The organism is Paenibacillus sp. JZ16 (assembly GCF_015326965.1).
Taxonomy (GTDB): Bacteria; Bacillota; Bacilli; order Paenibacillales; family Paenibacillaceae; genus Paenibacillus_AQ.
On sequence record NZ_CP017659.1, the window covers coordinates 3,911,254 to 3,935,572 of the forward strand.

22 protein-coding genes are annotated in these 24,319 nt (G+C 51.3%); 6 read left to right on the forward strand and 16 right to left on the reverse strand.

The window, feature by feature from the left end; all coding sequences use genetic code 11:
• Positions 1–24 precede the first annotated feature (24 nt).
• The 7 genes from BJP58_RS17860 to BJP58_RS17890 form a co-directional block, all read right to left on the reverse strand.
• Positions 25–663, reverse strand: a complete 639-nt coding sequence (locus BJP58_RS17860; protein ID WP_071218819.1) for a ThuA domain-containing protein — start codon at positions 661–663, stop codon at positions 25–27.
• Between the two features lie 110 nt (positions 664–773).
• Positions 774–1,589 (reverse strand): uroporphyrinogen-III synthase, encoded by an 816-nt coding sequence (locus BJP58_RS17865; protein ID WP_194539986.1) that lies wholly within the window; start codon positions 1,587–1,589, stop codon positions 774–776.
• A gap of 224 nt (positions 1,590–1,813) precedes the next feature.
• Complete coding sequence (locus tag BJP58_RS17870) at positions 1,814–2,815, reverse strand: methyl-accepting chemotaxis protein (RefSeq protein ID WP_194544975.1); 1,002 nt, start codon at positions 2,813–2,815, stop codon at positions 1,814–1,816.
• An 8-nt stretch (positions 2,816–2,823) separates the two neighbouring features.
• Entirely contained in the window at positions 2,824–3,795 is a 972-nt protein-coding gene (locus BJP58_RS17875; protein WP_194539987.1) for a cache domain-containing protein, read from the reverse strand.
• 249 nt (positions 3,796–4,044) lie between these two features.
• The gene (locus tag BJP58_RS17880; RefSeq protein ID WP_194539988.1) at positions 4,045–5,505 is read right to left on the reverse strand and encodes a catalase; all 1,461 of its coding nucleotides are present in this window, start codon (positions 5,503–5,505) and stop codon (positions 4,045–4,047) included.
• A gap of 189 nt (positions 5,506–5,694) precedes the next feature.
• Positions 5,695–6,513: a winged helix family transcriptional regulator gene (locus BJP58_RS17885; RefSeq protein WP_194539989.1), complete on the reverse strand. Its 819-nt coding sequence runs from the start codon at positions 6,511–6,513 to the stop codon at positions 5,695–5,697.
• A complete protein-coding gene (locus BJP58_RS17890) occupies positions 6,489–6,884 on the reverse strand; it encodes a Fur family transcriptional regulator (protein WP_071218814.1) in 396 nt (131 codons plus the stop codon). The genes BJP58_RS17885 and BJP58_RS17890 overlap by 25 nt, the downstream gene beginning before the upstream one ends.
• Before the next feature lie 201 nt (positions 6,885–7,085).
• Here BJP58_RS17890 and BJP58_RS17895 point away from each other — a divergent pair, with 201 nt between their 5' ends.
• The 4 genes from BJP58_RS17895 (at position 7,086) to BJP58_RS17910 (ending at position 11,226) form a co-directional block, all read left to right on the forward strand.
• Positions 7,086–8,099, forward strand: coding sequence for a D-alanyl-D-alanine carboxypeptidase family protein (locus BJP58_RS17895; RefSeq protein WP_194539990.1), 1,014 nt, complete (start codon positions 7,086–7,088; stop codon positions 8,097–8,099).
• Positions 8,100–8,213: 114 nt separating this feature from the next.
• Entirely contained in the window at positions 8,214–8,909 is a 696-nt protein-coding gene (locus BJP58_RS17900) for a response regulator transcription factor (protein WP_071218812.1), read from the forward strand.
• Positions 8,902–9,999: a sensor histidine kinase gene (locus BJP58_RS17905; protein ID WP_194539991.1), complete on the forward strand. Its 1,098-nt coding sequence runs from the start codon at positions 8,902–8,904 to the stop codon at positions 9,997–9,999. The genes BJP58_RS17900 and BJP58_RS17905 overlap by 8 nt, the downstream gene beginning before the upstream one ends.
• A 114-nt stretch (positions 10,000–10,113) precedes the next feature.
• Entirely contained in the window at positions 10,114–11,226 is a 1,113-nt protein-coding gene (locus tag BJP58_RS17910; RefSeq protein WP_194539992.1) for a GGDEF domain-containing protein, read from the forward strand.
• On the opposite strand, the gene BJP58_RS17915 is transcribed toward BJP58_RS17910, so the two are convergent.
• From BJP58_RS17915 to BJP58_RS17930, 4 genes are all read right to left on the reverse strand, one after another.
• Positions 11,223–12,173, reverse strand: coding sequence for an aldo/keto reductase family protein (locus BJP58_RS17915; protein ID WP_194539993.1), 951 nt, complete (start codon positions 12,171–12,173; stop codon positions 11,223–11,225). The two genes, BJP58_RS17910 and BJP58_RS17915, sit on opposite strands and share 4 nt — an antisense overlap.
• 80 nt (positions 12,174–12,253) lie before the next feature.
• On the reverse strand, positions 12,254–13,387 hold the full coding sequence (locus BJP58_RS17920; RefSeq protein ID WP_233354684.1) for a Ger(x)C family spore germination protein: 1,134 nt from the start codon (positions 13,385–13,387) through the stop codon (positions 12,254–12,256).
• Positions 13,360–14,469 carry a GerAB/ArcD/ProY family transporter gene (locus BJP58_RS17925; RefSeq protein ID WP_194539994.1) on the reverse strand — a complete coding sequence of 370 codons (1,110 nt, stop codon included), beginning with the start codon at positions 14,467–14,469 and terminating at the stop codon, positions 13,360–13,362. Before BJP58_RS17925 ends, BJP58_RS17920 begins: the two co-directional genes overlap by 28 nt.
• The gene (locus tag BJP58_RS17930) at positions 14,462–15,823 is read right to left on the reverse strand and encodes a spore germination protein (RefSeq protein ID WP_194539995.1); all 1,362 of its coding nucleotides are present in this window, start codon (positions 15,821–15,823) and stop codon (positions 14,462–14,464) included. The genes BJP58_RS17925 and BJP58_RS17930 overlap by 8 nt, the downstream gene beginning before the upstream one ends.
• A gap of 208 nt (positions 15,824–16,031) precedes the next feature.
• On the opposite strand from BJP58_RS17930, the gene BJP58_RS17935 reads away from it, so the two are divergent.
• Together BJP58_RS17935 and BJP58_RS17940 are read left to right on the forward strand one after the other, a co-directional pair.
• On the forward strand, positions 16,032–17,585 hold the full coding sequence (locus BJP58_RS17935; RefSeq protein ID WP_194539996.1) for an FAD-dependent oxidoreductase: 1,554 nt from the start codon (positions 16,032–16,034) through the stop codon (positions 17,583–17,585).
• A 164-nt stretch (positions 17,586–17,749) separates the two neighbouring features.
• On the forward strand, positions 17,750–17,938 hold the full coding sequence (locus tag BJP58_RS17940; RefSeq protein ID WP_071218804.1) for a hypothetical protein: 189 nt from the start codon (positions 17,750–17,752) through the stop codon (positions 17,936–17,938).
• Positions 17,939–18,064: 126 nt separating this feature from the next.
• On the opposite strand, the gene BJP58_RS17945 is transcribed toward BJP58_RS17940, so the two are convergent.
• The 5 genes from BJP58_RS17945 to rsgA all read right to left on the reverse strand — a co-directional run bounded on the left by BJP58_RS17945 (position 18,065) and on the right by rsgA (position 24,104).
• Positions 18,065–18,517 (reverse strand): hypothetical protein, encoded by a 453-nt coding sequence (locus BJP58_RS17945; RefSeq protein ID WP_194539997.1) that lies wholly within the window; start codon positions 18,515–18,517, stop codon positions 18,065–18,067.
• Between the two features lie 184 nt (positions 18,518–18,701).
• Positions 18,702–20,573, reverse strand: coding sequence for an ABC transporter ATP-binding protein (locus BJP58_RS17950; RefSeq protein ID WP_194539998.1), 1,872 nt, complete (start codon positions 20,571–20,573; stop codon positions 18,702–18,704).
• Positions 20,570–22,297 (reverse strand): ABC transporter ATP-binding protein, encoded by a 1,728-nt coding sequence (locus BJP58_RS17955; RefSeq protein WP_194539999.1) that lies wholly within the window; start codon positions 22,295–22,297, stop codon positions 20,570–20,572. Before BJP58_RS17955 ends, BJP58_RS17950 begins: the two co-directional genes overlap by 4 nt.
• 11 nt (positions 22,298–22,308) lie before the next feature.
• Positions 22,309–22,869 (reverse strand): MarR family winged helix-turn-helix transcriptional regulator, encoded by a 561-nt coding sequence (locus BJP58_RS17960; RefSeq protein WP_071218800.1) that lies wholly within the window; start codon positions 22,867–22,869, stop codon positions 22,309–22,311.
• A 122-nt stretch (positions 22,870–22,991) separates the two neighbouring features.
• Positions 22,992–24,104, reverse strand: coding sequence for a ribosome small subunit-dependent GTPase A (gene rsgA / locus BJP58_RS17965; RefSeq protein ID WP_194540000.1), 1,113 nt, complete (start codon positions 24,102–24,104; stop codon positions 22,992–22,994).
• Positions 24,105–24,319: the final 215 nt, after the last annotated feature.

Consider the following 24,319-nt stretch of genomic DNA (forward strand, 5'->3'; position numbering starts at 1 on the left):
TACCGATCCTATCGAAATGGCTTCTTAACCCGGAACGCGTGCAGCCCACTTGGCCGCTTGCGTAATCATCAAACGCAGCTGAGGCTGAAGAAATGACGGCTCGTGGTGGCCCGGCATCAAGAAAACCACGCGTCCGATGCCATACGTATGGCACCAGGCGGCAGGCCACTGCTTCCCTTCATATTCATAATGCAGCAGCACGGTTTTTTCCGTAAACGGACTGAATATGAAACGGTAAGGCTCCTCATCGAGCACAAAAGGCTCAACGCCTTCCGTAATATCGTGATCGGTCTCCCCTGGAACGAAATACAGCTTCTCCATGGGCGGGTGTCCGTCAAAACGGGCGCCGATCAGCTGCGCAAGCTCATAACGATTGGCCAGCGTAACGCCGTTATGAATCACGAGCAAGCCGCCGCCGCCGCTTACGTAAGACAACAGGCCTGCGGTCTGGCGAGGCGAGACGCGCTCATCCCATAGGTCGCTGTAGGCGATGCAGAGCTCGTAAGGGTAGAGATTGCTTTCATGCAGCATTTTATGATTTTCCGTGCACTGCACGGTGAACATGTCGTTCAGCAGGTGTGTCACTTGTTTGTCGATGCCTTGCAGCGGATGAAACTTCGGGTGGGTGTAGCTGCCAAGCAGCAATGCTTTTCTCTTATCCATCGGTCATCCTCCTATTTACTACTCAATATTTCACATGATCCTTATGAACATGCATGAAGACGCTGGCATGGAATGAAATCTCCCCAACTTTATTACGTTATATCATGACATTATTCTTGGTTTTGAGCAAAGTAGCGGCCAAGCGCCACCATCATGCTGCCCATTCGCTCTTCCTCGGGAACCACCATGCGTTCAATGCCTTCTTCGCGGAGTCCCTGTGCCGTAACCTTGCCGACAGCGGCGGCCAGGACCGGTCCGCGGAATGCCTCAAGCACAGCCTCCAGCTTGCCGTGGGCACGTGCATAATCCGCAAGAAAACGGAACTGGGGCGCGCTTGTAAAAGCAACCGCATCAACCTTGCCGCCCACAATTTCGTCCACGAGCTGCGAAACATCCTCCTCCAGCGGCGGAATGTGCTTATACGGCAGGATCTGCTCTACTACCGCCCCGCGACTCTCCAGCCACTCCACCAGCTTAGGGGCAGATTCGCCGTGCAGCTGCAGAATGACGCGTTTGCCCGACAAGTCATGCGGCTCAAGTGACCGGATCAGCCCCGACGTACTGCCATCATCATCTCGGACGACCGGCGCCAGCCCGCGTTTTTTCAGCGCATTTGCCGTTTTGTACCCTCTTGCCGCAATCGAGGTGCGCTGCAGCGTTTCATTCAATGTATCTAAAAGGCCCATCTGTTCGGCCGTATCATATATGGCCTCCAGGCCGATTCCCGTCGTAAATATCGCCCACGGTGCAGGCGCTTTGAGCCAAGCTTCGATCGAACGGCGCAATACTTCATCATCCAAAAATACGGTCCCCTGGGCCGGACGAAGCAGCGCGGTTCCTCCCATCTTCTCCACCAGCTTAGCCATGTCTGCCGCCTTGCGCGGACCAGCCAAAGCGACGATCCGATCTTTCATATGCTGTGCCATGTTATATGCCCCACTCTCATCATTTCTAGCTTGTGGATCCGTTAATCTTACGCTTCTAGCAGTTGACTCCAGTATAAAGGCCCTGCTCCTATAGATAAAGTCACTTTGGTCTTATTCTTCAAAAAGCCCCCCTTTCCTGCCACAAACCAAAAAGCAGCAAAGGAATATAAGTTCCCTTGCTGCTTCAACATGAATTGAAGGCATACTGCACGCCCCGAAAAATCTTAAATCTTGAAGCTTTTCACCATCTCCTGCAGTTCTTCGGCTAACCGGCTTAAATCTGCAGCAGACGCGCTCACCTCTTCCATGGAAGCAAGCTGTTCCTCAGAGGCAGCCGATATCGTCTGAGTCTGGCTGGACGTTTGCTCCGACACCCCGCGGATATCTTCAACGGACTTTTTCGTGGAGGCCGTATCTTGAGCCAATTCCTTAGCCGCTTTCGAAGTGGTTCTTACCTGGCCGGACACCGTATTCACGGCCTTTTTGATACGGGAGAAGGAGCGTCCGGTCAGATCCGCTGCGTCAACGCCGTCCGACACCTTCTGCCTGGCGGCTTCCGTCACCTCGATGGTTCGTTCCACTTCTGCAAGTATCCCTGCAATCAGCCCTGATATATAATCCGCTGAGCTTTCCGACCTTTGCGCAAGCTTACGGATTTCGGCGGCCACAACCGCAAATCCTTTGCCCTGCTCCCCGGCTCTCGCAGCCTCGATCGAGGCATTCAGCGACAGTAGGCTTGTCTCCTTGGCAATGTCGGTAATGGCCGAAGCGATACCGCCGATCTCCTCGGTCCGCTCAGACAGCTGATGGATAACCCCATTCAAATCGTTCATCGCATGATCGATATCCTGCATCGTCGCTGCTGCGGTAATCACCGTCTTGTTCCCTTCCTGAGCTAATTCCTCCGTCTGGTTCATGGCATCTGTAACCTTCTCCAACACTTCTGCAATCTCATCGGCATGCCTGGATACTTGAAGGATGCGCTTCAGAATCTCCTCGGCGGCGTTCAACTGGCGTTCGCTGCCGGCGGCCACCTCCTGAATGGAAGACGTGACATGCTCGACGGCGCTTGTATTTTGCAGGGCGCTTGCGGACAATTCCTCGGAAGATGCGGAAACATTCTCCGTCATCGCCTTAACCCCGTGAACCATGTCTCTGAGACTATCCACCATCTGCTGGAAGTGATCGGCCAATTCTCCAATCTCATCTCGCTTGAAGCCTTTCATGCGAAGCGTCAGATCCCCCCGCTAATGACCTCGGTCGCTTGGCGCATACGGCGAATCGGCTTGATCACTGAGCTTACATTCCAAGTCACCAGAATTAAGGCGGTTAGCAGCGACACGGTCATGACCACAATCATCGTGTGGCGGATGCCATTAACGGCGTCGGCGACTTCCTGAACATACATGGTCCCGGCAATTTTCCAGCCGGTTCGTTCATTTGTAATGTAATTCAATTGTTTCTCCATGCCTTCATGGACATAGTGAAAATGACCGGTCGGCTGCTCATACATCTTGGAGATCCAGGTTTCCTCAGCCAACGCGTCCGTCCCTGCTTCATAATCGGGGTGAAACAAATATTTGTGGTTTTGATCCAGCACCATCGTGTAGCCTTCTTTACCTACCTGCACCTCGACCAGACTCTGGATGCTGCCGAGGTTGAGATCAATGCCCACGACGCCTTTGCCGTCAGGCAGCATCTGGGCGATCGTTACAACAATCAGTGAGCCTGCATTCGAAGCATAAGGGGCTGTAATAATCGGTTGGCCCGATGCATTCATTGCCTCCTGGTACCAGCCGGTTTGTCTAGGGTCATAGCCCGGCGGCAGCTTTTCACTCGATGCCTTGATAATTCCAGCCTGCGCCGTACCGATAAATACGTCTACCGTATCCGGATGAAGTCCCAAGTACTGCTTCAGTGCATGGATAGTTGAACCTGCTTGCGCTTTAAGTTCCTTGTCGATTTCCGCGGACTTCATCGTGGTGCTTAAATAATTCAGGTCATCAAACTTGGATTGCAGCGTGTGGTTAATGATCTCATTCGCCGTATCAACACTCAGCGATGCACTGCGGAGAATTTCATCCTCGATCGTTCCCTTGGCGTCACGGTAGGTGATAAAACCGATGGCGCAGCTGGGCACAAGGAGCACGAGGAGAAATGTAAGGATCAGATTTCTTCGAATACGATTAGCACTTTTTTTCTTCATGGGTTTCTTTCCTTTCTAAACTGCAGTGAATCTCGCCTGTCTTCTATAAAAATACTCCCTTCAACTTATCGGCATCTCCTGAACCATTCATTATGCAGTAGGTATAGGTAATTAATTCCATAAAAAGAGGGATACCCTGTTAAACGGGTACCCCTTTTGTCGGCAATCCTAGATCACCGTTTATATAAAGGCCATCCATCCTGCACAGCGATAAACCAAGATGGCTGGCTCTTATACGTTTAGATTACGTTACTTCGACTGATTGGAAGGCATGAATGCGCTTAGGTCTACACCAAGCCCGGCAGCGAGTCTTGCACCGTATTCGGCGTCCGCACGGTAGAAATTGCATACGGCACGGAGCTGAATATCGGATTTGACCTGACTCAGGTCATCAACCAGATTACGGATCAGATGATCCTTCTCCTGCTCGGTAAACGAACGATACAACTCTCCGGCCTGTGTGAAATCATCCGTTTTCTCGATACGCTGGCGAACGACACGCCCGTTGAACGGTGCCTCGCTTTCACTTACAGACGGATCTTCCACAGGGCCTGTTGTATAACTGTTCGGCTCATAGTTTACCGGTGACGGATCTTGATCCACGTTCATCAAGCCATCGCGTTGATGATTACGCACAGGAGCATATGGGCAGTTAATCGGAATCTGCAAATAATTCGCACCCAGTCGATGACGCTGCGTATCCGGGTAAGAGAATAACCGGCCTTGCAGCAATTTATCCTCCGACGGCTCGATGCCAGGTACCAACGCACTTGGGGAGAAAGCGACCTGCTCCACTTCAGCAAAAAAGTTCTGCGGATTGCGATTCAAAGTCATGGTACCGACCGTTACGAACGGGAACCGATCCTCCGGCCAGGTCTTTGTAGGATCCAGCGGATCAAAGGACAATTCATCCATCTCTTCCGGGGACATCAGCTGCACCTGTAAGCGCCATTTCGGGAAATTCCCGTTTGAAATGTGCTCATGAAGATCACGGGTGGCGTGATTGAAGTCCTTGCCCTGGACTTCGACCACTTCGTCTGCATTCAGCGTATTCACGCCCTGTGCGGACTCCCACTTGTATTTAATGTAGGTCACTTTGCCTTCGCTATTCACCCACTTGAAGGCGTGAACACTGAAGCCATCCAACTCGCGATAGTTCGCCGGTGTGCCGTGATCGGAGAACACCCAGGTCATCATATGCGTGGATTCCGGGGACAGCGTCATGAAGTCCCAGTACCGGCCGGGCTCCTGGATATTGGTCTCCGGCGAAGGTTTCAAGGAATGCACCATATCGGGGAATTTGATTGCGTCCCGAATAAAGAAGACAGGGATATGGTTCCCTACAATGTCATAGTTGCCTTCCTCCGTATAGAACTTCACGGCAAATCCGCGCGGGTCGCGTGCCGTTTCGGGTGACCCCGTTCCATGAATAACCGTGGAGAAGCGAACGAACACAGGAGTTTCCTGACCGATTTCCTGCAGGAATGCCGCTTTCGTATAAGGCTTCATGCCATTCTCCACAACAAATGTGCCGTGCGCACCTGCCCCGCGGGCATGAACGACGCGCTCCGGTATCCGTTCACGGTCGAAGTGGGCGATTTTTTCGATCAGATGATAATCCTCAAGCAGCGTCGGTCCGCGGCGTCCTGCCGTTTTGGAGTTTTGGTTATCTCCGACCGGAGCCCCTTGATTGGTTGTCATTCTATCCATATATGAACCCTCCATCATTTCTATAATTGATTTTAGACTGAATCTAAATTTATGAATTGATTGTATCATTGGAGAATCCATCGGATCATGATTGTCGCATGAGTGTTATATGACCCTTTTATGATCGTAATATGAAGTTCGGATGAACCTTCTAGAGTGCGGTGAATGAACAAAAAAAAGGGAGGGGGATTAGTCCGCCAGGCGGTATCCCACTCCTCTAACCGTTGCAATATAGCGCGGGGCTCCCGCGTTGTCGCTCAGCTTTTTACGCAAGCTTTTGATATGGACGTCGACTACGTTGCTGCCGCCCATAAAATCCGTATCCCAAATTTTGCACATCAGATCCTCACGCGTGCATACGGCTCCTTCGCTGTCCAGCAGGAGCATCAGTAAATGATACTCTGTCTTGGTCAAATGGATCGGAGTGCTGCCCCGGTGGATCGTCATTTTATCCCGATCAATGGACAAGTCTTTATAAACGAGGCCTCGCATGACCTCTTCTCCACCTGACAACCCGGCGGCCGGTGAGAACAATCGGATGGTTCGCTGCACCTGATACATCATCGTATCTTTGGAACGGGCAGGCCATACCATGAGCTCTTCGTTCAACAGGCTTGAGCCCGCATTGCTCATTAATTCTTCCCCTACAAGATACAGAATCGGAATAGAGGAATGCTCAGGCAGCAGGAGTTCCTTCTCCTTGTTGAACGCCGTCATATTCCGGCAGCCCGTCATATCGGCAATAATCAATCCTGTATTGAGTGCCGACTGAAGACGCGGTTCCCATTTGCGGAACATCATCACCTCGAAGCAGTTCTCGGTCAAGGTAATGAACATTTCATTCACCCGTCCGGGCGAACGGCTTAATAACGCAGCCCGCAGCGTTGTGGGACAAGCATCCCCTATCGCCATCGGCGTCGTCGGACGAACATACAGGTTGCCGGACTGGAAATCAGGAAACGAATAGACCGTTCCCAGTGCCGTCATTTCTTCCGTTTGGTTTGACATTCTGGACACACCCCCCCGAATACGACGTGAGCATGATGGATGACGTAATTGGTTTCACCGGCTACCGTAGCAGCCCAATCCTCTGGCACCTCCGTCATGACCTCGTCCACTTTACCGCATACTTCACAAATAATATGTTGATGATCGTCCGTACGGGCGTCGTACCGACTCGCGCTCTCGCCCAGCTTCAATTCTCGAATCAACTGCTTATCCGTCAAATAACGAAGGGAATTATAAACCGTCCCGTACGCCAAATTATATCCTTTCTCCACCAGCCGGTTCATGATGTCCGCAGCAGTCGGATGATCATGCGATTCCCGAAGGACATCGTACACCGCTTGGCGTTGTGTCGTCAGATTTAAAGATTTCAAGGTATTCACCCTTTTAATTTATTTTTAGATCAAGTATAAATCCTATTCTTCGCAAGGTCAACATCCATTGCCGAAATTGCCGCTGGTAATCTTTAAGATTTCTTTAGATTCAATTAAAAATTCCTTTAGCTTGTATGGTTAGAATTAGAACATACATAAACGATGAAACGTATAACCCGCCAAAGGAGGCGATCGACCGTCATGGAATCCATAGGCAAGTATCCCAATCAAGTACCGTCATCCCCCGAACGATCCCGTCAGCAAACCGGCACGATTCGAAGCAAACGAATGAAGCGCCGCAAGGGACGAGCACGTTTAAGTCTGCTCCTTCTGCTGTTTCTCGTCATTCTGTTGGTCGTGTTCATCGCGAAGATATTTATTCCGCCTCCCATCAAAGCGAGCTCGGCCATCCTGATTCATGCAGATACCGGCCGTGTGCTTTATGCGATGCATGCCGATCTCCCCCTTCCTCCCGCAAGCATGTCCAAAATGATGACGGAGCTGCTGGTGCTGGATGCCGTTCGTTCCGGGCAGCATGCTTGGGACGAGAACGTGCCGATTAGCCGATATGCCGCAGAGGTGCCCGGTTCGGCCATCGGCATGCATGAAGACGAACATTATACGCTGAGGCAGCTGTTCGAAGCGCTCATTATTCATTCGGCCAATGATGCTGCTGTAGCTATAGCAGAGCATCTCAGCGGGTCGGAAGCCCGCTTCGTGGAAAGCATGAATGCCCGGGCGAAGGAAATCGGCCTTTCTGATCGGACCGTATTCGCCAATGCATCTGGTCTGCCTGCCGCCGACCTGGTTCCTTTTGCCGAAGCGGCCTCCGAAGGGGATACCGTCATGACGGCCAGGGATTCGGCCATGCTGGCCAGATGGCTGGTGAACAAACATCCCGATCTGCTCGAGGTAACCAGCCAGCGCGATTTGCCTGTACCGCAGAAGAAGCTTTCCCTGCATACCACCAATCTCATGCTTCCTGGCGAGCCATTTTCTTACGAGGGTAATGACGGATTTAAGACCGGGTATACCCGCTCTGCCGGTTATTGCTTTACTGGAACGGCGTCGCGTGGTGGGAACCGACTGATATCCGTCGTGATGGGGACCGGGGATGCCGATCAGCGGTTTAAGGAAACACGGAAGCTGATGGATTACGGATTCGATCGTCAAGGCATTTTATCGAATCTCGTCGCCGGCCTTTTTAAACGATAATTGCACAAAAACTCGCTATTTTGAAGGCAAATCTGCACTTTATGCGGTTGATTTAGGGTACACTGTTCGTATGGAATCATCGTTTCCAATGGATGTTTTACTGGAGGATATACAATGAGAAGCGTATTAATCGTAGATGACGATAAAGAAATATCCGGGCTGATCTCTATTTATCTGGAGAATGAGGGTTACCGCGTAATCCAAGCCCATGACGGGGAGGAAGCACTGCTGGCGATGGCCACGCACGGTGGTACGGTGGATCTCGTGATTCTCGATGTCATGATGCCAAAGCTGAACGGGATTGACACCTGCCGCAGAATCCGGGAAACCTCGTCCATACCCATCCTGATGCTGAGCGCCAAGAGTGAAGACATGGATAAAATCCTGGGGCTGATGACCGGCGCGGATGACTATATGATCAAACCGTTCAATCCGCTGGAGCTGACGACTCGCGTCAAAACACTGCTGCGGCGCTCCACCCTGTACAATGCCGAACTGCTTCGGGAGGACAGCGACCGGATCCAGATCGACGGACTCGACATTAACCGGACAACGCATGAGGTAACGGCCAATGGCAAAGCGATCTCTTTGACGGCAAGAGAATTCGAGATTCTGTATTTACTTGCCCGCCAACCGGGGAGAATCTTCAGTGCCGAGGATATCTTCCAGCAGGTCTGGAAGGAGAAATATTACGTCTCCAATAATACGGTCATGGTGCACATCAGCAACCTGCGGGACAAGCTCGAGAAGGAGCTGGGTTATAAGCTCATTCAAACGGTATGGGGCGTCGGGTACAAAATCCATGCGTAAGCTGCAATGGAAAATCATCACGCTGTTTTTTGTCGGTGGAGCCCTGACCCTGTCCATACTGTTCCTCGCGCAGCAGATCATCCGATTGATCGGCCGGGAATACTGGAAGGAGCCCTGGGTAAACACCCTATTCAGAGTTGATCGTATTCTGGAGGATTTCTTCGGTTTTCCCATCATCCCGACGATCATCGGCATCGTGCTGTTTATCTGCATGGTATTGCTCCTGAGCCAGGGCACCATTCGTCAAATCAATCACTTAATGGAGGGTACAAAGCGTTTGGCAAAGGGCGAATTGGATCAAGAGATTATCGTCAGCTCGAATGACGAACTGGGCCAGATGGCAACGCAAATCAATCAAATGGCCAAGCAGCTGAAGCTATCGCTGGCAGAGGAGCGGATGGCGGTCCAGTCCAAGAACGAGCTGATCAGCAACGTATCGCATGATCTGCGTACCCCCCTCACCTCCATCATCGGGTACTTGCGGCTGGTCAATGAAGACCATTACAAGGATGAAGTCGAACTCCGGTATTATACCGATATCGCGTACGATAAGTCGCTGCGCCTGGGCGGACTCGTGAACGATTTGTTTGAATACACCCGGATGGGGTACTCCCCGATAAACCGGGTTGACATTAATTTGGTGGAGCTGCTCGCACAATTGGCCGTGGACTTTTCACTCACCGGGCAGCAGGAAGGAGTACAAGTCATCTTCACGCCTGAATCGGAGAAAATCATGATCTCCTCGGACGGGGATAAGCTGATGCGCACCTTCGAGAATCTGCTGTCCAATGCGGTACGGCACGGGCGAGAAGCCGGGGTGGTGGATTTGAAGGTATCAAGTGATGCGAAGTTTGCCGTCGTACAGGTAATCAATTACGGTCCCCCGATCCCCCCATATGCAATCCCCTATCTGTTCGAGCGGTTCTACCGGGCGGATGAATCCCGTACCGATCAAACCGGCGGCTCCGGCCTTGGTTTGGCTATCGTCAAAACCATCGTGGATGCCCATCATGGCACGATTCAGGTGACCAGTAATACGGAACGAACGATGTTTGAAGTTCTCCTGCCTTTAGAGGCTCCTCAAAATTAACAAAATAAAGCATTTAATATTCGACATACAATTCCATTTTCCGATAAAATAGGGGGTGAATGTCTTCATCGCCTTGCCGACCTTGTGCAAGGTACATGAAAGGAATGATCCCCCATGACTAATATACTATTTACCAACTTTTGTATATTTGTGACTTTCTTATACTTATCCGGACTGCTGTCCAAAAAATATGTAACAGGCGTTGTGACACCGTCCATCAACGTTAAGATCAACGCCGGACTCCTCTTTGGCATTTACGGGATCATCTTGATGTATTATTCTTTTCCGATTGACCCCCGGTTTTTTGCGGATTTGCGGCATCTGGCCATTGTCGTGATCGCCAGCTACCTGGGCTGGCTTCCGTCCCTAATTGCCGGCGTGCTGATTGCGCTCGGGCGGCTGATCCTGTTCGGCATGTCCGCTTCCTCTGCCATTGCGGGAGCCGGCATGCTGTTGATCGGGATCATCTGCGGGACGCTTTCTCGTACCCATTGGAATCGTTTAAGCAAAATGCTGCTCATGAGCGTATTGAGCATGCTGGTGCTCCTATGTATTATGTGGATGAATATCCCGGACCACCACAAGGTGTATACCATCTTTACGCAGCACCTCATCATATCCATGCTCGCCACGGTGGTCATTTACATGCTGACCGAGTATATCAACACGTCCAATCAACTATTTCTGCAGTTGAAGAAAAATGCGGAGACGGATTACCTGACAAGCCTTCACAATTTGCGCCAGTTCGAGCAGTTGTTGTCGGAACGTTTTCTCGAAGCCCAGCATTTCAGCGAACGGCTGGGTGTTCTTGTCGTGGACATTGATCACTTCAAAAAAATAAACGACACCTACGGCCATGCGGCCGGAGATGCCGTTTTGCAGCAGCTCAGCAAAGTGATGAGGGAGCATTCCCGTTCTTTTGACGAAGTGTCCCGCAACGGCGGGGAAGAATTCTCAGTGCTGGTTCCAGAAGCGACCATCGACGAGACGGCCGCTATTGCGGAACGAATCCGGGCTGCCGTAGCGGACCATATCTTTGTCCTAGAAGACGGAACTAAGATTCGGATCACCGTGTCGATTGGAGTTGCTGTGCACCCCGATACGATTCGGTCAAAAAATGCCAAGGAGCTGCTTCAGCAAGCGGACCGCGAGCTGTACCGAGCCAAGGACAGCGGGCGCAACCGCGTATGCTCCGCCCCCGAAATCAATGATTTGATTCTTTCTTAATTCGAATCCGCCTTCAGTATTTCATCAATGGCAGTCAGCGTATCCGAAGACAGCTTCATACCGGAAGCCTTCACATTCTCTTCCACCTGTTCCGGACGGCTGGCGCCCACCAGCGCACTGGCTACGTTGTTCTGACGCAGAATCCAGGCCAAGGCCAATTGGCCGACGGTCATACCCAGCTCGCTTGCAACGAGATCCAGAGCCTGCACCTTCTGAATGCGGTCTTCACTCATTTTGAGCCGGTCTGCTCCAATCTTCGATGCGCGGCTGTTCTCCGGCACGGCTTGCTTGGAGGCGTACTTGCCAGTCAGAAGCCCTTGAGCTAGAGGAGAATAGACCACTTGTCCAATGCCCTTCTTCTCGCCTAAAGGAATGATCTCCTCCTCGATCTTGCGCTCGAACATGTTGTACAGCGGCTGATTCACCACGATGCGATCCAGCAAATAGCGGTCCGCAACCGCCAATGCCGCTTCCATCTGGGCAGCGGTCCACATACTGACGCCGATATAAAGCACCTTGCCTTGGCGGACAAGGTCATCCAGCGCCCGCAGCGTTTCCTCTAGCGGTGTTTCTTCATGATATCGATGGCAGTAATAGATGTCGACGTAATCGGTACCCAGCCGCTTCAGACTCGCATCGCACTGCTCTCTGATATGTTTGCGGGAAAGGCCCTGATCATTGGGTCCGTCCCCCATCTTGCCGAATACCTTCGTGGCCAGGACATAGGATTCTCGTGGGAAAGCTCTCAAGGTTTCCCCGACGACCACCTCAGCCGCCCCCTGCGCATACACATTCGCCGTATCAAAAAAATTAACGCCGAGCCCATACGCGGTCTGAATCGACTTCACGGCATTCTCCCGTTCCACATATCCCCCGTACGTCAGCCAGCTCCCGAGACTGATATCGCTAACCTTCAGTCCGCTTCCGCCCAATCTTCTAAATTCCATATGTGAAACCTCCTTCATACAAGATAGATGCTTATTCTTTATTGTAACATCTTCCTGTACGATAGACAGTTGTACCTTGTCTAACGTTTATAACCGGTCGACTTTATCCTTAACCTGACCGATACATTAAACTTGACATGGGGGTACATGGCACGCCATTCCTCCATCTCCGTCTGATTGTTCCAGTGCGTGCCTCCATATCGGAGGCCGAAACCCAGCGGGTCCAGGCCTGTTTTTTGAATCTTCTCCAGCAGTTTTTTTACCGATTGGGATATTTCCTTGCTAAATTGCTCTTCGATCTTACGCAGATCCTTCGGATCCAGTTGTTCGGGATCCTCCTTCTCCTCCAGAATGGCCGTTATCCGAATCTTGTAGTCAATGGTTTCTTCCCCTGCTTTATCCGTTATGATCTTATATCTAGCCCGGGTCCTGTCCGTGTTCACTTCAAGCAATTGGCCCTCAACCCTCGTCCCGAAATTGGTGCTTAAGTTCCGGAGATCGAGCAGGTTATACAGCCTGGTTTCCTCCTGATTCAGAATCACCTTCACCTTGCTCTTATCCATCAAAGCTACTTTGTTGATATTCAGAACTTGGTCTTCGGTCGTTTCCACGACGGGCATAACCGGATCTTCTCCTTCCTCCGTCATTCGGCGGGTCAGATCGAAGGAGTATGTCTTGGTAATGAACGGGGATTCCGTCCCATCCTCACTGAGCGCCAGAAATATCGCATTTCCGGCGATCCGCTCGGTTGGGGGTTCAGCCTTTAATACGGCTTCCGCTGTAGGAACAGCAACTCCTGGATACATCAGCAGCTGCATGTCTCGCCTCCGAACGGTCCAGTCTTGAATTTTACCTATATTTTCCCGGGCATATGCTTCCCCATACATAACTCCCTTGCAATGTCCGAAGTCAAGCTCCTTATCTACTTTCGATTTAACCTCCCTGATCGCTTCAGCGATGCTTGTCGCTTCCTGCGTAATAAGCAATGACTTCTTATCCCCGGTCTTCGGGTCTCCCGAAGGAATCGCGATTTTGAAGCTGAATCGGTTCATGCCGGGATTTTCCTTCGAGACATCAATGCCAATGGACACAACAAAAAGTCTGAGATCGATATCCCTAAAATCACATCCCGACAGAAACAAAAAAGAGCAGCACATGAGCCAGACCAGCCATCGTTTCAGGTCTTTCATGCCTTCTTCCTCCTTTTCCTCCATACCGCATAGAATAACAGGGCAATGAGCAGGAATTCCCCCGCGAACCGAACATCCAGAAAGACAACCGCCATATCATTTAATATGTATTGATTCACGATAAACGATGTGCCGAAGGTAATCAGGGAAAAGAGGAGAATCACCCACCATTCGATTTTCCTCCTTTTTGTCATCGCTTTGCCCTTATCGACCTTTAATCCGAAGCTTCCCAGGATCAGTTCCTTACCTACATGCCAGTGGATGATAGAGTTCACGAGGGAGAGGCACATATACACCACGTAGAAGACATAAATCATCCGTTCAATGATGAAATAACGAATCCGAAGCGCGTCTACCGTCGAGAAGGCAGGATATACGTGTTGTCCGGCGCCCGCAGCGCCCAGTATGCCAATGGGTGCAAAGATCGAAACCAGAAGGGTAAGCATACTGACCACCACAATCGCCCAAACATGGCGTACTCGGAATCGGTGAAATATTCGGTTGAATACCACCATGTTCACGTAGCCCGTAAAAATAAAAGTTGCCGCCGCCACCGTTTCATAATTGGGCATATTCCATGCATAGGTTATGATTTGCCTTACGGAATCCCAGCTGAAATAGGGATTGCTGAAGACACGCCATGACATGTAGGCGATGATAGGCACACAGATGTACAGAATCATCTCCAGTGCATAAATAATGGACTCGGAATCGAGCCTCGCGCTAAGTCCAACCACCACCAGAAATCCCACCAGAACAATATAGGGAGACACATCCGGACTGATGTAGCGAGAGGTAATATCAACGAAACTGACCAAGGTAATCACGCTGGAGAAAAACCACGCGAGTCCGTATAAAAAAAGCAGGATGCCGGATACCCACTTGGACATAACCGAGTGGAAAATCTCCGGCAGCCCTTGTCCCGGAAATTTTTGAATCAGCTTTACGAAAGTAAACAATAACAATGTGCCGATTGGAATGGACACGAGAATCGACATCAGCGCACCGTCAAAGCGATCCGTAATCAAGATGCGAGGGACATAATTAATCAGGTTGATGGTTGCATTGAGCAGGAAGAGGTAATAAAAATATTTATTTCTAACCACTTCGCTGATCTCCTTTCTTGTTCCAGTCCACAGCAAACATCTTCAGGTATGGTTTGCCGAAGGACCTGAGGCTCGTAAGGTACATAATCATGGCCACCATCCCCAACACGATACCGACTAAGCCGAATAAGGTGGCCAGTACAATGAACAAATACTTCGTGACACGGATGCCTGAGCTCATCATCGTTATCGGGATCACAAAATTTGTTATCGCTACGGCGGAAACCAGGATGATCATGATGTTACTAACCAAGCCCGCCTCCGTGGCCGCGGTTCCCAGAATGAGACCCCCTACCGTGGTAGCGGTCTGACCAATCGCTTTGGGCAGCCGAACACTCGCCTCCGTCAGAAATTCCATCGCCAGCAGCATGAAAATCACTTCAAAGAAGGACGGATACGGCACCGTAGCCCGGCTTCCCGCAATAAGAAGCGTGACCTGCATCCTCAATATTTCAGGATTATAAGAGGTGAAGGCCACATAAAGGCTTGGCATCAGCACGGTGACAAACAAGGCGATATACCGGATTCCCTTGAGAAACCAGCCGATCGGGGGAAGCTGGATTTTGTCATCCATCGCCGTAAAGAAATCATTGAATATGGCCGGCAGGAGAAGCGCATACCCCGTTGAATCCATCAATACTGCAATCTTTCCTTGGGAGATATTCAGTACGGCCCGGTCAGGTCGTTCGGTTAGCATAAGCGTCGGATACAAACGAAATTTAGGATGCATCGTATGTCTCTCGATTTCAGACGCCGATTGCACAATATCCGCTTTGAGCTCGGACAATCGCTTTTTAAGCTCCTGTAATACCGTTTCCTCCACTTTGCAAGCATCGTACATAATGATGATTCGGGTCTGCGATAGTTTGCCGACGGTCATGAATTCCGTCTTTAAATTCGCGGTTTGGTAACGGTGGCGAATCAGGTTCAGGTTCACCTCGATATTTTCCGTAAACGAATCATCGGGACCCTGAATGACATTCTCCGTACTGGCAGGCTGAATGGCGCCTGCATTAACCAATACGGCGTCAAACAGGAGCACGCTGTCCCGGAGAAATACGGCAACGCAGCCCCTTAGTATATTCCGGAGCAATTCCTGTTCATCTTTCGGCTTCACGGTTGAGGGAAAGGACCGGAGGAATTGGTCATATAGATCCAAGGATTTCAGTTCATAAAAACGGTTAATCAAATTTTCGTTGACCATGATGGGATCGCACATGCTCTTAAGATAAATCAATAACACGTGCTCCCCTTCATTCTTCAGCTCGCGCTGCTCGATATCTCCGATATTACGTAGATGTTCTTGCAGACACTTCTTGGCATCCTCCGCCTTTAAATATGGTTCGCTGGTCATGTTACCACCCCTCATTTCACTAAATTCCGAATCTCACGCTGTTTCCTTAGGTTCTGCACATATGTCCCAAATTATTTACAATCATCCAGAAAACGCAAGAAATCCGCGAATCGAAATCAGCTCGTTTCTAATCATTCCCATGTGGTAATAATGAAGACAGAGTCTGAGTTTAAGGGCAAGACCCCTAGAAACTGAGGAGGAATCGTGAATGAACCCATCCAATTCATCGTACCAAGGACTGCCGCAATACCCGGTGTCGCTGTGGAGAGCGACTACCGAACTGCCCGACTTCCCACGCTTGGCCGAGGATATCGAAGCGGATGTGGCCATCGTCGGAGCCGGCATAACCGGAATCACCACAGCCTATCTGCTGGCGAAGGCAGGTAAAGATGTGGTCGTCGTCGACGCAGGCCGCATACTGAACGGAACAACAGGTTTTACAACCGCGAAGGTAACGGCACAGCATGGGCTGATTTATCATGAATTTATGAACCATTTTGGAGAGGAGAAGACAAGGCTCTACTACGAAGGAAATCGTGAAGCGATCGAATTCATTAGGGATATTATTGGCGGAGACGAAGGGAAATTCGGGCTGAAGCTGGAGGATGCCTATATCTACGCTCAACAGGAGGACAAGTATCTCACAAAGCTCGAGGATGAAATCAAAGCTTATGAAAAGCTCGGCATTCCGGGAGAATGGCAGGACAGTCTTCCTCTGCCTATGCCGATTCGGGGAGCCATTAAGATGCCCGGGCAGTATCGGTTCCATCCTCTGAAGTATTTGAAACATCTGACGGAACAATTTCTGAAACTCGGAGGGCGGATCTATGAGAACACGACCATGGATGAAAAGGCCGAAACCGATGGACCTATTACGCTGCTGACCAAACGTGGCGGACATCGAATCACGTGCAATCACGCCGTGTCGGCATCTCATTTTCCGTTCGTTGACGAGAAGGGATTGTTCTTTACGCGGCTGCATGTGGAGCGCTCGTACGCCATTGCTGTCAAACCCGAAACCGCCTATCCGGGAGGGATGTATCTAAGCGTAGATCAGCCAACCCGTTCCTTGCGGTCAGCTTCTTATGACGGTGAGGAGCTGGTTATCGTCGGAGGCGAGAATCACCCGACGGGCCGCAGCATCTGTACCCATCAGCATTACGAAAATCTGGAGCTTTTTGCAGGAAAGCTGCTGGGCGCTTCTTCCATTCCATATCGCTGGTCGACTCAGGACCTGATCACACTGGACAATATGCCTTATATCGGGCCGATCACGTCCAGTCAAGACCGGATCTTTGTTGCGACTGGCTTCCGGAAATGGGGAATGACGACAGGCACGCTAGCCGCGAAGATCATTAGCGATCAAATTCTGGAGAAAGAGAACCGTTACTCCGAGGTATACAGCCCGTCCCGCTTCAAAGCGGATCCGAGCATCAAAACATTCGTCGTTCAAAATGCCTTGGTTGCGAAGGATTTTGTGTCCGGCAAGGTGGAAATGTCCCACGCCGATATAACCGAGCTAAAAGCCGGCGAAGGCGCAGTCGTCCGCCATAACGGTCAGCGCGCCGGGGCTTACAAGGATGATCAGGGGAATCTCCATCTCGTGGATACGACCTGTACCCATCTCGGCTGCGAGGTGGAATGGAACGAGGGCGAACGCTCATGGGATTGCCCATGTCACGGATCACGCTATCGCTATAACGGCGAGGTGCTTGAAGGGCCGGCCATTGAGCCGTTGAAGCAGCTGGACCCGGAGAGCTGAACGGACGCCGCGATCCCTCTAGTGACAAAAGAAGTGAAGCCCATGCGAGCTTCACTTCTTTTTTTATAACATGGGACTACATACCGGTTATGACCTAAATCCAACCAAAAATAACATATTTCTGGTATAATGAGCTTACACATCGTTTACGGGAGGGACAGCCCATGGTTCTAGGCCCTGAGTATTTGGATCGAATTAAAGAGGACGTCTCGGAGAAAAAAGCGCAGGAGAAGTTGCGCGGTATCCGGCAACAAAGCCTGCTTAGTGATTTTTTAATGACCCTTGCCGCTGCAGGTGCCTTCATTGTGGTGGCTGCCATCTTTGGTTTTATCTTGTATAACATACGATATTAGAGACCCTTCAACGATGCCTCCAAGGTAGTAAATCACTGAAGCATATAGTTTCCTACCATTCCAAAAAGGCACCCTGACGGGTGCCTGTGTTATGTTATGACCTGGACCTGGATTACCTATGCAGGCCTAAGCGATTTCTGGTGCCGGTTCCTCGCGGTATGCCTCAAGCGAACGGTCCACGATGATCCGTATGAATTCCGGATCCATATCCTGAAGCCATGGCATGGCGTTATTCCAAGCATTTTCCTCGATTTGAAGCGCGATCTGCTTCTGCTCCCATTCATCCCCCGTTCGATCCATCCTGTCGCAGAGTTCTGTCAGCGTCAGGTCCATCGAATGGCCCAGCTCATGTGCAAATACCACCGCAAAATAGGCAGAAAACAGCTCAAGTGTGCCAAACAGCTGCAGACACTGCTGGCGTATGACTTCGGTATACATCGTCACGCTGTGCGAATTCATGACATATTTTCCGCCGATTAACCGGCCCCCTGGAAAATACGCCTCCATCTCCACGGTGACACTGCTGCCCGACCGACGTAGAAGCTCTTGCGTAATTCGGTTCAGTTCGGACTTATTCAATAATGATCATGGCTCCCTTTAAAGATATAAACATAAACATCATTATAAAAGAACCATATGAAAATGCAATAACAAATATGCCTGCCAGCTTGCTCTCAACCTACTGAAACCTATGATTAATAACCCCAAAAAAAGACCCACTCCGCACGCGGATGGGTCTCTTATTATTACATTCCTTGCCTCGCTATCCAGCTTCATGCTGGTCACTGAATTGACTGTTATACAGGTCCGCATAGAAGCCGCCTTGAGACAGTAGCTCCTCATGGGTTCCCTGCTCGATAATGCTGCCCTTGTTCATGACCAGAATCAGGTCCGCATCCCGGATCGTGGACAGTCGATGCGCGATGACAAAGCTGGTGCGGTCCTTCATCAGCTCATTCATCGCTTTCTGGATATAGAGCTCCGTTCGGGTATCCACGCTGCTGGTTGCCTCGTCGAGGATCAGAATCGATGGATTAGCCAGAATGGCACGCGCAATCGTAAGAAGCTGCTTCTGCCCCTGCGATATGTTAGAGGCCTCCTCGTTCAGAACGGTATCGTAGCCGTCCGGCAGCGTCCGGATGAAATGATCCGCGTGAGCCGCTTCCGCCGCTCGGATGATCTCTTGTTCCGTGGCGCCTTCGCGTCCATATCCGATATTATCCCGGATGGTCCCGTTAAAGAGCCATGTATCCTGCAGCACCATTCCAAACAGGCTGCGGAGTTCGCCGCGCCGAAGAACGGTAATATCCGTGCCGTCTATCGTAATCTTGCCCTTATTCAGCTCATAGAACCGCATCAGCAGATTAATGAGCGTGGTTTTCCCGGCACCGGTCGGTCCGACGATGGCGACCGTCTGCCCGTGCTTCACGTCCACATTCATATCCTCGATCAGAAGCTGGTCTGCTTTATAGCCGAAACTCACGTTCTCGAAAGACACATCGCCAAGCGGCTTCTTGAGCGCTGCCGGAGCTGTATGCTCTGATACTTCTTCTTCCTCATCCAGCACTTCAAATACGCGCTCTGCCGATGCGACGGTGGATTGAATGACGTTCGCGATATTGGCAAGCTGGGTAATCGGCTGCGTGAATTGGCGTGAATATTGGATGAATGCCTGAATATCCCCGATCTCAATCGCTCTGCGGGTAACGAGCACGCCGCCGACGACACTGACGATCACATAACCGATATTTCCGACAAAACCCATCAGCGGCATAATGGTACCCGATATAAACTGGGCTCTCCACCCGGCATCATAGAGCTTGTCGTTGACCTCATCAAATTGCTCCATGGATTGTCGTTCCCGGCCAAAGGCCTTCACGACCTTATGACCCGTGTACATTTCTTCCACATGTCCGTTCAACTCACCCAAATGCTTCTGCTGAGCCACAAAATGCTTCTGCGAACGCTTGGCAACCACAATGGTGACCACCACGCTAAGCGGCAAGGTCAGAATAACCACCAACGTCAGCAATGGACTGATCGTGAGCATCATGACGATGACGCCGACCAGCGTGACAACGGAGGTAATCATCTGCGTCAGGCTCTGCTGCAGCGTACTGCTGATATTGTCCATATCGTTGGTCACCCGGCTCAGCGTTTCCCCATGCGTCCGAGCGTCAAAATATTTCAGCGGCAAACGGCCGAGTTTGTTGTAAACATCCTTACGCAAATCATACACGGTCCGCTGGGCCACACCAGCCATAACATATTGCTGGATGTATGCAAATAGAGAGCTTAAGAGATATAAGCCTGCAAGCCAGAGCATGATCGTCCGAATAGCGTCAAAGTCGATCCCGGCCCCCGGCACGCCTTGCATCTTGGCCATGAAGCCCTTGAACAGGATCGTGGTCGCATCCCCCAATATTTTCGGGCTCACGATGCTGAATATCGTACTGAGAATAGCTGCAATCAAAACGATCAGCAGCTTGCCGGTATGCGGTTTAAGATATCGCGTTAACCGGCGAAACGTGCCTTTGAAATCCTTGGCTTTCTCCCCCGCCATTCCGGGCCCGTGCGGGCCGCCAAAAGGACCGCCAGGTCCCCGGGGATGTCCTCCCCGTTTCTTCTCACTCATGCGATCTCCTCCTCTGACAGCTGCGAGGTAACGATTTCGCGGTACACATCGCTGGAAGCCATGAGCTCCTCGTGCGTGCCGATGCCGGCAATGCGTCCCTCATCCAGCACGATAATCCGGTCAGCGTCCATGACGGTGCTTACCCGCTGAGCGACAATCAGAACGGTAGCTTCCGTCGTTTCCTCGCGGAGCGCTGCCCGAAGATTGGCATCCGTCTTGAAATCCAGCGCCGAGAAGCTGTCATCAAACACATAAATCTCGGGCCGTCGAACCAGCGCCCTTGCAATCGAGAGCCGCTGCTTCTGACCGCCGGATACGTTGCTGCCGCCTTGCGAAATCTCGGCATCGTATCCGCCCTCCATGGAAGAGATGAAATCGGCGGCCTGAGCAACCTTCGCTGCATGCCGGATCTCCTCGTCTGTTGCATCTTCTTTACCGTAGCGGATATTCTCCGCAATGGTACCGGTGAAGAGCAGCGCCTTCTGCGGCACGAATCCGATCCGGCCCCGCAGGTCCTCCTGCATCATGTCCCGGATATCCGTTCCATTGACGAGAATCCGGCCCGAGGAAACATCATAGAAGCGAGGGATCAAGCTGATCAGCGTCGATTTACCCGAGCCGGTTCCGCCGATGATCGCCGTGACTTCACCCGGCCCGGCATGGAAGGAAATATCCGAAATGGCAGGCTCCTCCGCACCCGGATAATAGAAGGTTACATCCTGAAATTCAATCGAGCCGTGCTCCACGCCGGCATCGCTCGGCTGTTTCGGATCATGGATCTCCGGCATCATGTTCAACACCTCATTGATCCGAACCGCCGATGCCTGTGCACGCGGAATCATGACAAACATAACGGATAACATGATGAGCGAGAACATGATCATCATCGCGTATTGGAGAAATGCCATAAGGTCGCCGACCTTCATATATTCGCCCTCTATGCGGTGGGCTCCGAACCAGACAATCGCCAGCGTGGCAAAGTTCATAACCAGCATCATGACAGGCATCATCGCCCCCATGATTTTATTGACTTTGATCGAGGTGGCCGTCAGGTCCTCGTTCGCGTCGTTAAAGCGGACGGTTTCATGGTCCATCCGGTTGAAGGAACGGATGACCCGTATTCCGGTCAGATTCTCCCGCAGCACGCGGCTCAGCGTATCAATCTTCACCTGGATCGCTTTGAAGAGCGGAATCCCTTTTTTCGCGATAAGAAAAATAGCCAGTGCCAGAATCGGCAGGACGATCAGAAGCACCGTCGTCAGTCCCGGGTCTCTCGACACGGCCATCACAATGCCCCCGATACACATCATCGGTGCTATCGCCATCATGCGAAGGATCATGATCGTGACCTGCTGTACCTGCGTAATATCGTTCGTTGTACGGGTAATCAAGGATGCCGTACCAATCTTGTCGAATTCCTGCAGCGTGAAATTCTCTACATGGGAAAAGACGCGTCCCCGAACAATCTTCCCGAATCCCGTAGCGGATTTAGATGCCAAATAACTCGCGGCAATAGAGCACACCATGCCCCCTGCTGCTACCAGGAGCATAAAGCCGCCCACACGCCAAATGTAAGGCACATCTCCCTCAACGATGCCATAATCCACAATGTCTGCCATCAAAGTCGGCAGGTACAGATCAGACAGACATTGGAAAAATGTGAACAGCAGGACAAAAATGACCGCGGTCCGGTACGGTTTCATGTAATGAAACAGTTTTAACAAATCCCCCACCCCTACTCGTTGTCTGATGTCGTTTCATTCGTTTTGCGTTTTTGCTCGTGAAAATGATACACCTTCGTTAACAGCTCCGTCAGTTTGACGCTGTCCTCTTCGCCTAGAAAATCCACCAGCTCGTTAAAATTGTTCTTGACGTTCTGATAGGTTTCCTGGACAACGCGGTGCCCTTCCTCGGTAAGCTGTACGCGAACCGCACGTCGATCCTGCACATCCATCACCCGCTCCACCAGACCCTTGCTCTCGAGAGCGTTAATAAATTGGGTGATCGTCGGTGACGTAACATTCATCATGCTGCTGATTTCGGACACTTTCATGCCAGGACCATCAGGCTCGATATGATGTTTGAGTCCCATCAGAACGCGGATCTCGCCGGGCGTATAGCCGGAAATCAAGTGCTGGTCCCATTCCTGCTTGTGGAACATGCGAATGCTGTATAAGAGCCTGCCGGCGACGCTATCTTCTCGGCTGCCACCCTTCATGCACAGCCCTGCTCGCGATTCCTTTTCCTCTTTCCCGTTGTTCTCATGATGTAAATCTGGATGCTTATCCTCTGCCATGGTCCACCTCTTTTCTGCAACCGCTTCAATAAATAGATAGTCTGCCAATTTATTTGGTTACCTAACTATATACCCGAAAGAAGGCCGAAGTCAAATCGACTCCGGACCTCCCGTAACATCCATTATTCGTCATCGTACAGGAGCTGCTGGTACGTACCCTTGCGGTCTCTGTCGCTCTTCCGTGAGGTCTTGCCTGAACTCTTATTCTGACGGCGAGTGCTGACCCTCTCTTTACGGGCGATATGGGCGAGCTCCCGCTCCGTCTTCTTGTAATTCGCGTATCGTTTCGCATCCAGTGTTCCGTCCTGCAGTGCTTCCCGGACCGCACAGCCGGCCTCCGTCTCATGACGGCAATCATGGAACCGGCACTGCTGGGCGAGCGTGGCAATGTCCGCAAAGGTTGCCTCAAACCCTTCTTCCGAATCCCACAGCTGCAGCTCCCGCATGCCCGGCGTATCCACCATAATCGCGCCTCCCGGCAGCACAAAGAGCTCTCGATGCGTCGTCGTGTGCCGTCCCCTTGCGTCCTCCTCACGTATCCCTTGAACCCGCTGCATTTCCTGACCGGACAGCCAGTTCAGCAGCGTCGATTTGCCGGCACCGGAGGTACCCGTAATGGCGATTGTTTTCCCTTGCACCAGATACTCCCCAAGCTGCTCCTTCCCTTGATCCATCAAGGAGCTCACCGCATGAACCGGCACGCCCGGTGCAACAGCCTCTACCTGCGCGACATAATCTTCCGGCGATTCACATAAATCCGCCTTGGTAAGGAGCACGACGGGTGCGGCTCCGCTCTCCCAGACCGCAATCAGATAGCGTTCAATCCGGCGGACATTAAAATCCTTGTTCAGCGCATTAATGATAAACACGGTATCCATGTTTGCGGCAATGATCTGCTCATCCGGGATGCTTCCCGCTTCCCTGCGCGTCACCGCGGACTTTCGGGGGAGCAGCTGATGAATGACGGCACGGGATTCTCCTTGCAGCGGCTCCACCATGACCCAATCGCCAACAGCGGGAAAATCGCTTTTGCTGGTCGCTTCGTATTCGTATTTGCCCGTGACTATCGCGGATTGCTCTCCATCTTGCGTAATAATGCGGTACTGCTTCGAGAATTGGGCTGTGATGCGTGCAGGTACCAGCGCTTTATCCTGCTGCGGGATCTGCCCGGCCATCAAACTCCAATGTTCATTCCATCCATAGGCTTGCAGCATGGTCATGTCTTGTTTAGTCAAATTCGTTATATCCCCTTATCGTTATTGGATTGGTTGTTATCAAACACAAAAAAACCGCAGATTTGTATCCGCGGCTAATCTGAATATATACAAGAAGAAGGCATCAAACCCCGTACGGCCAAGCCGATAAAGGTCATACCAAGCCCTTGCATAGACACAAAAAACCCGCAGGATACCAAGCACGGTCTCCTGCGGGCTCTTTCAGTATGGAGCTA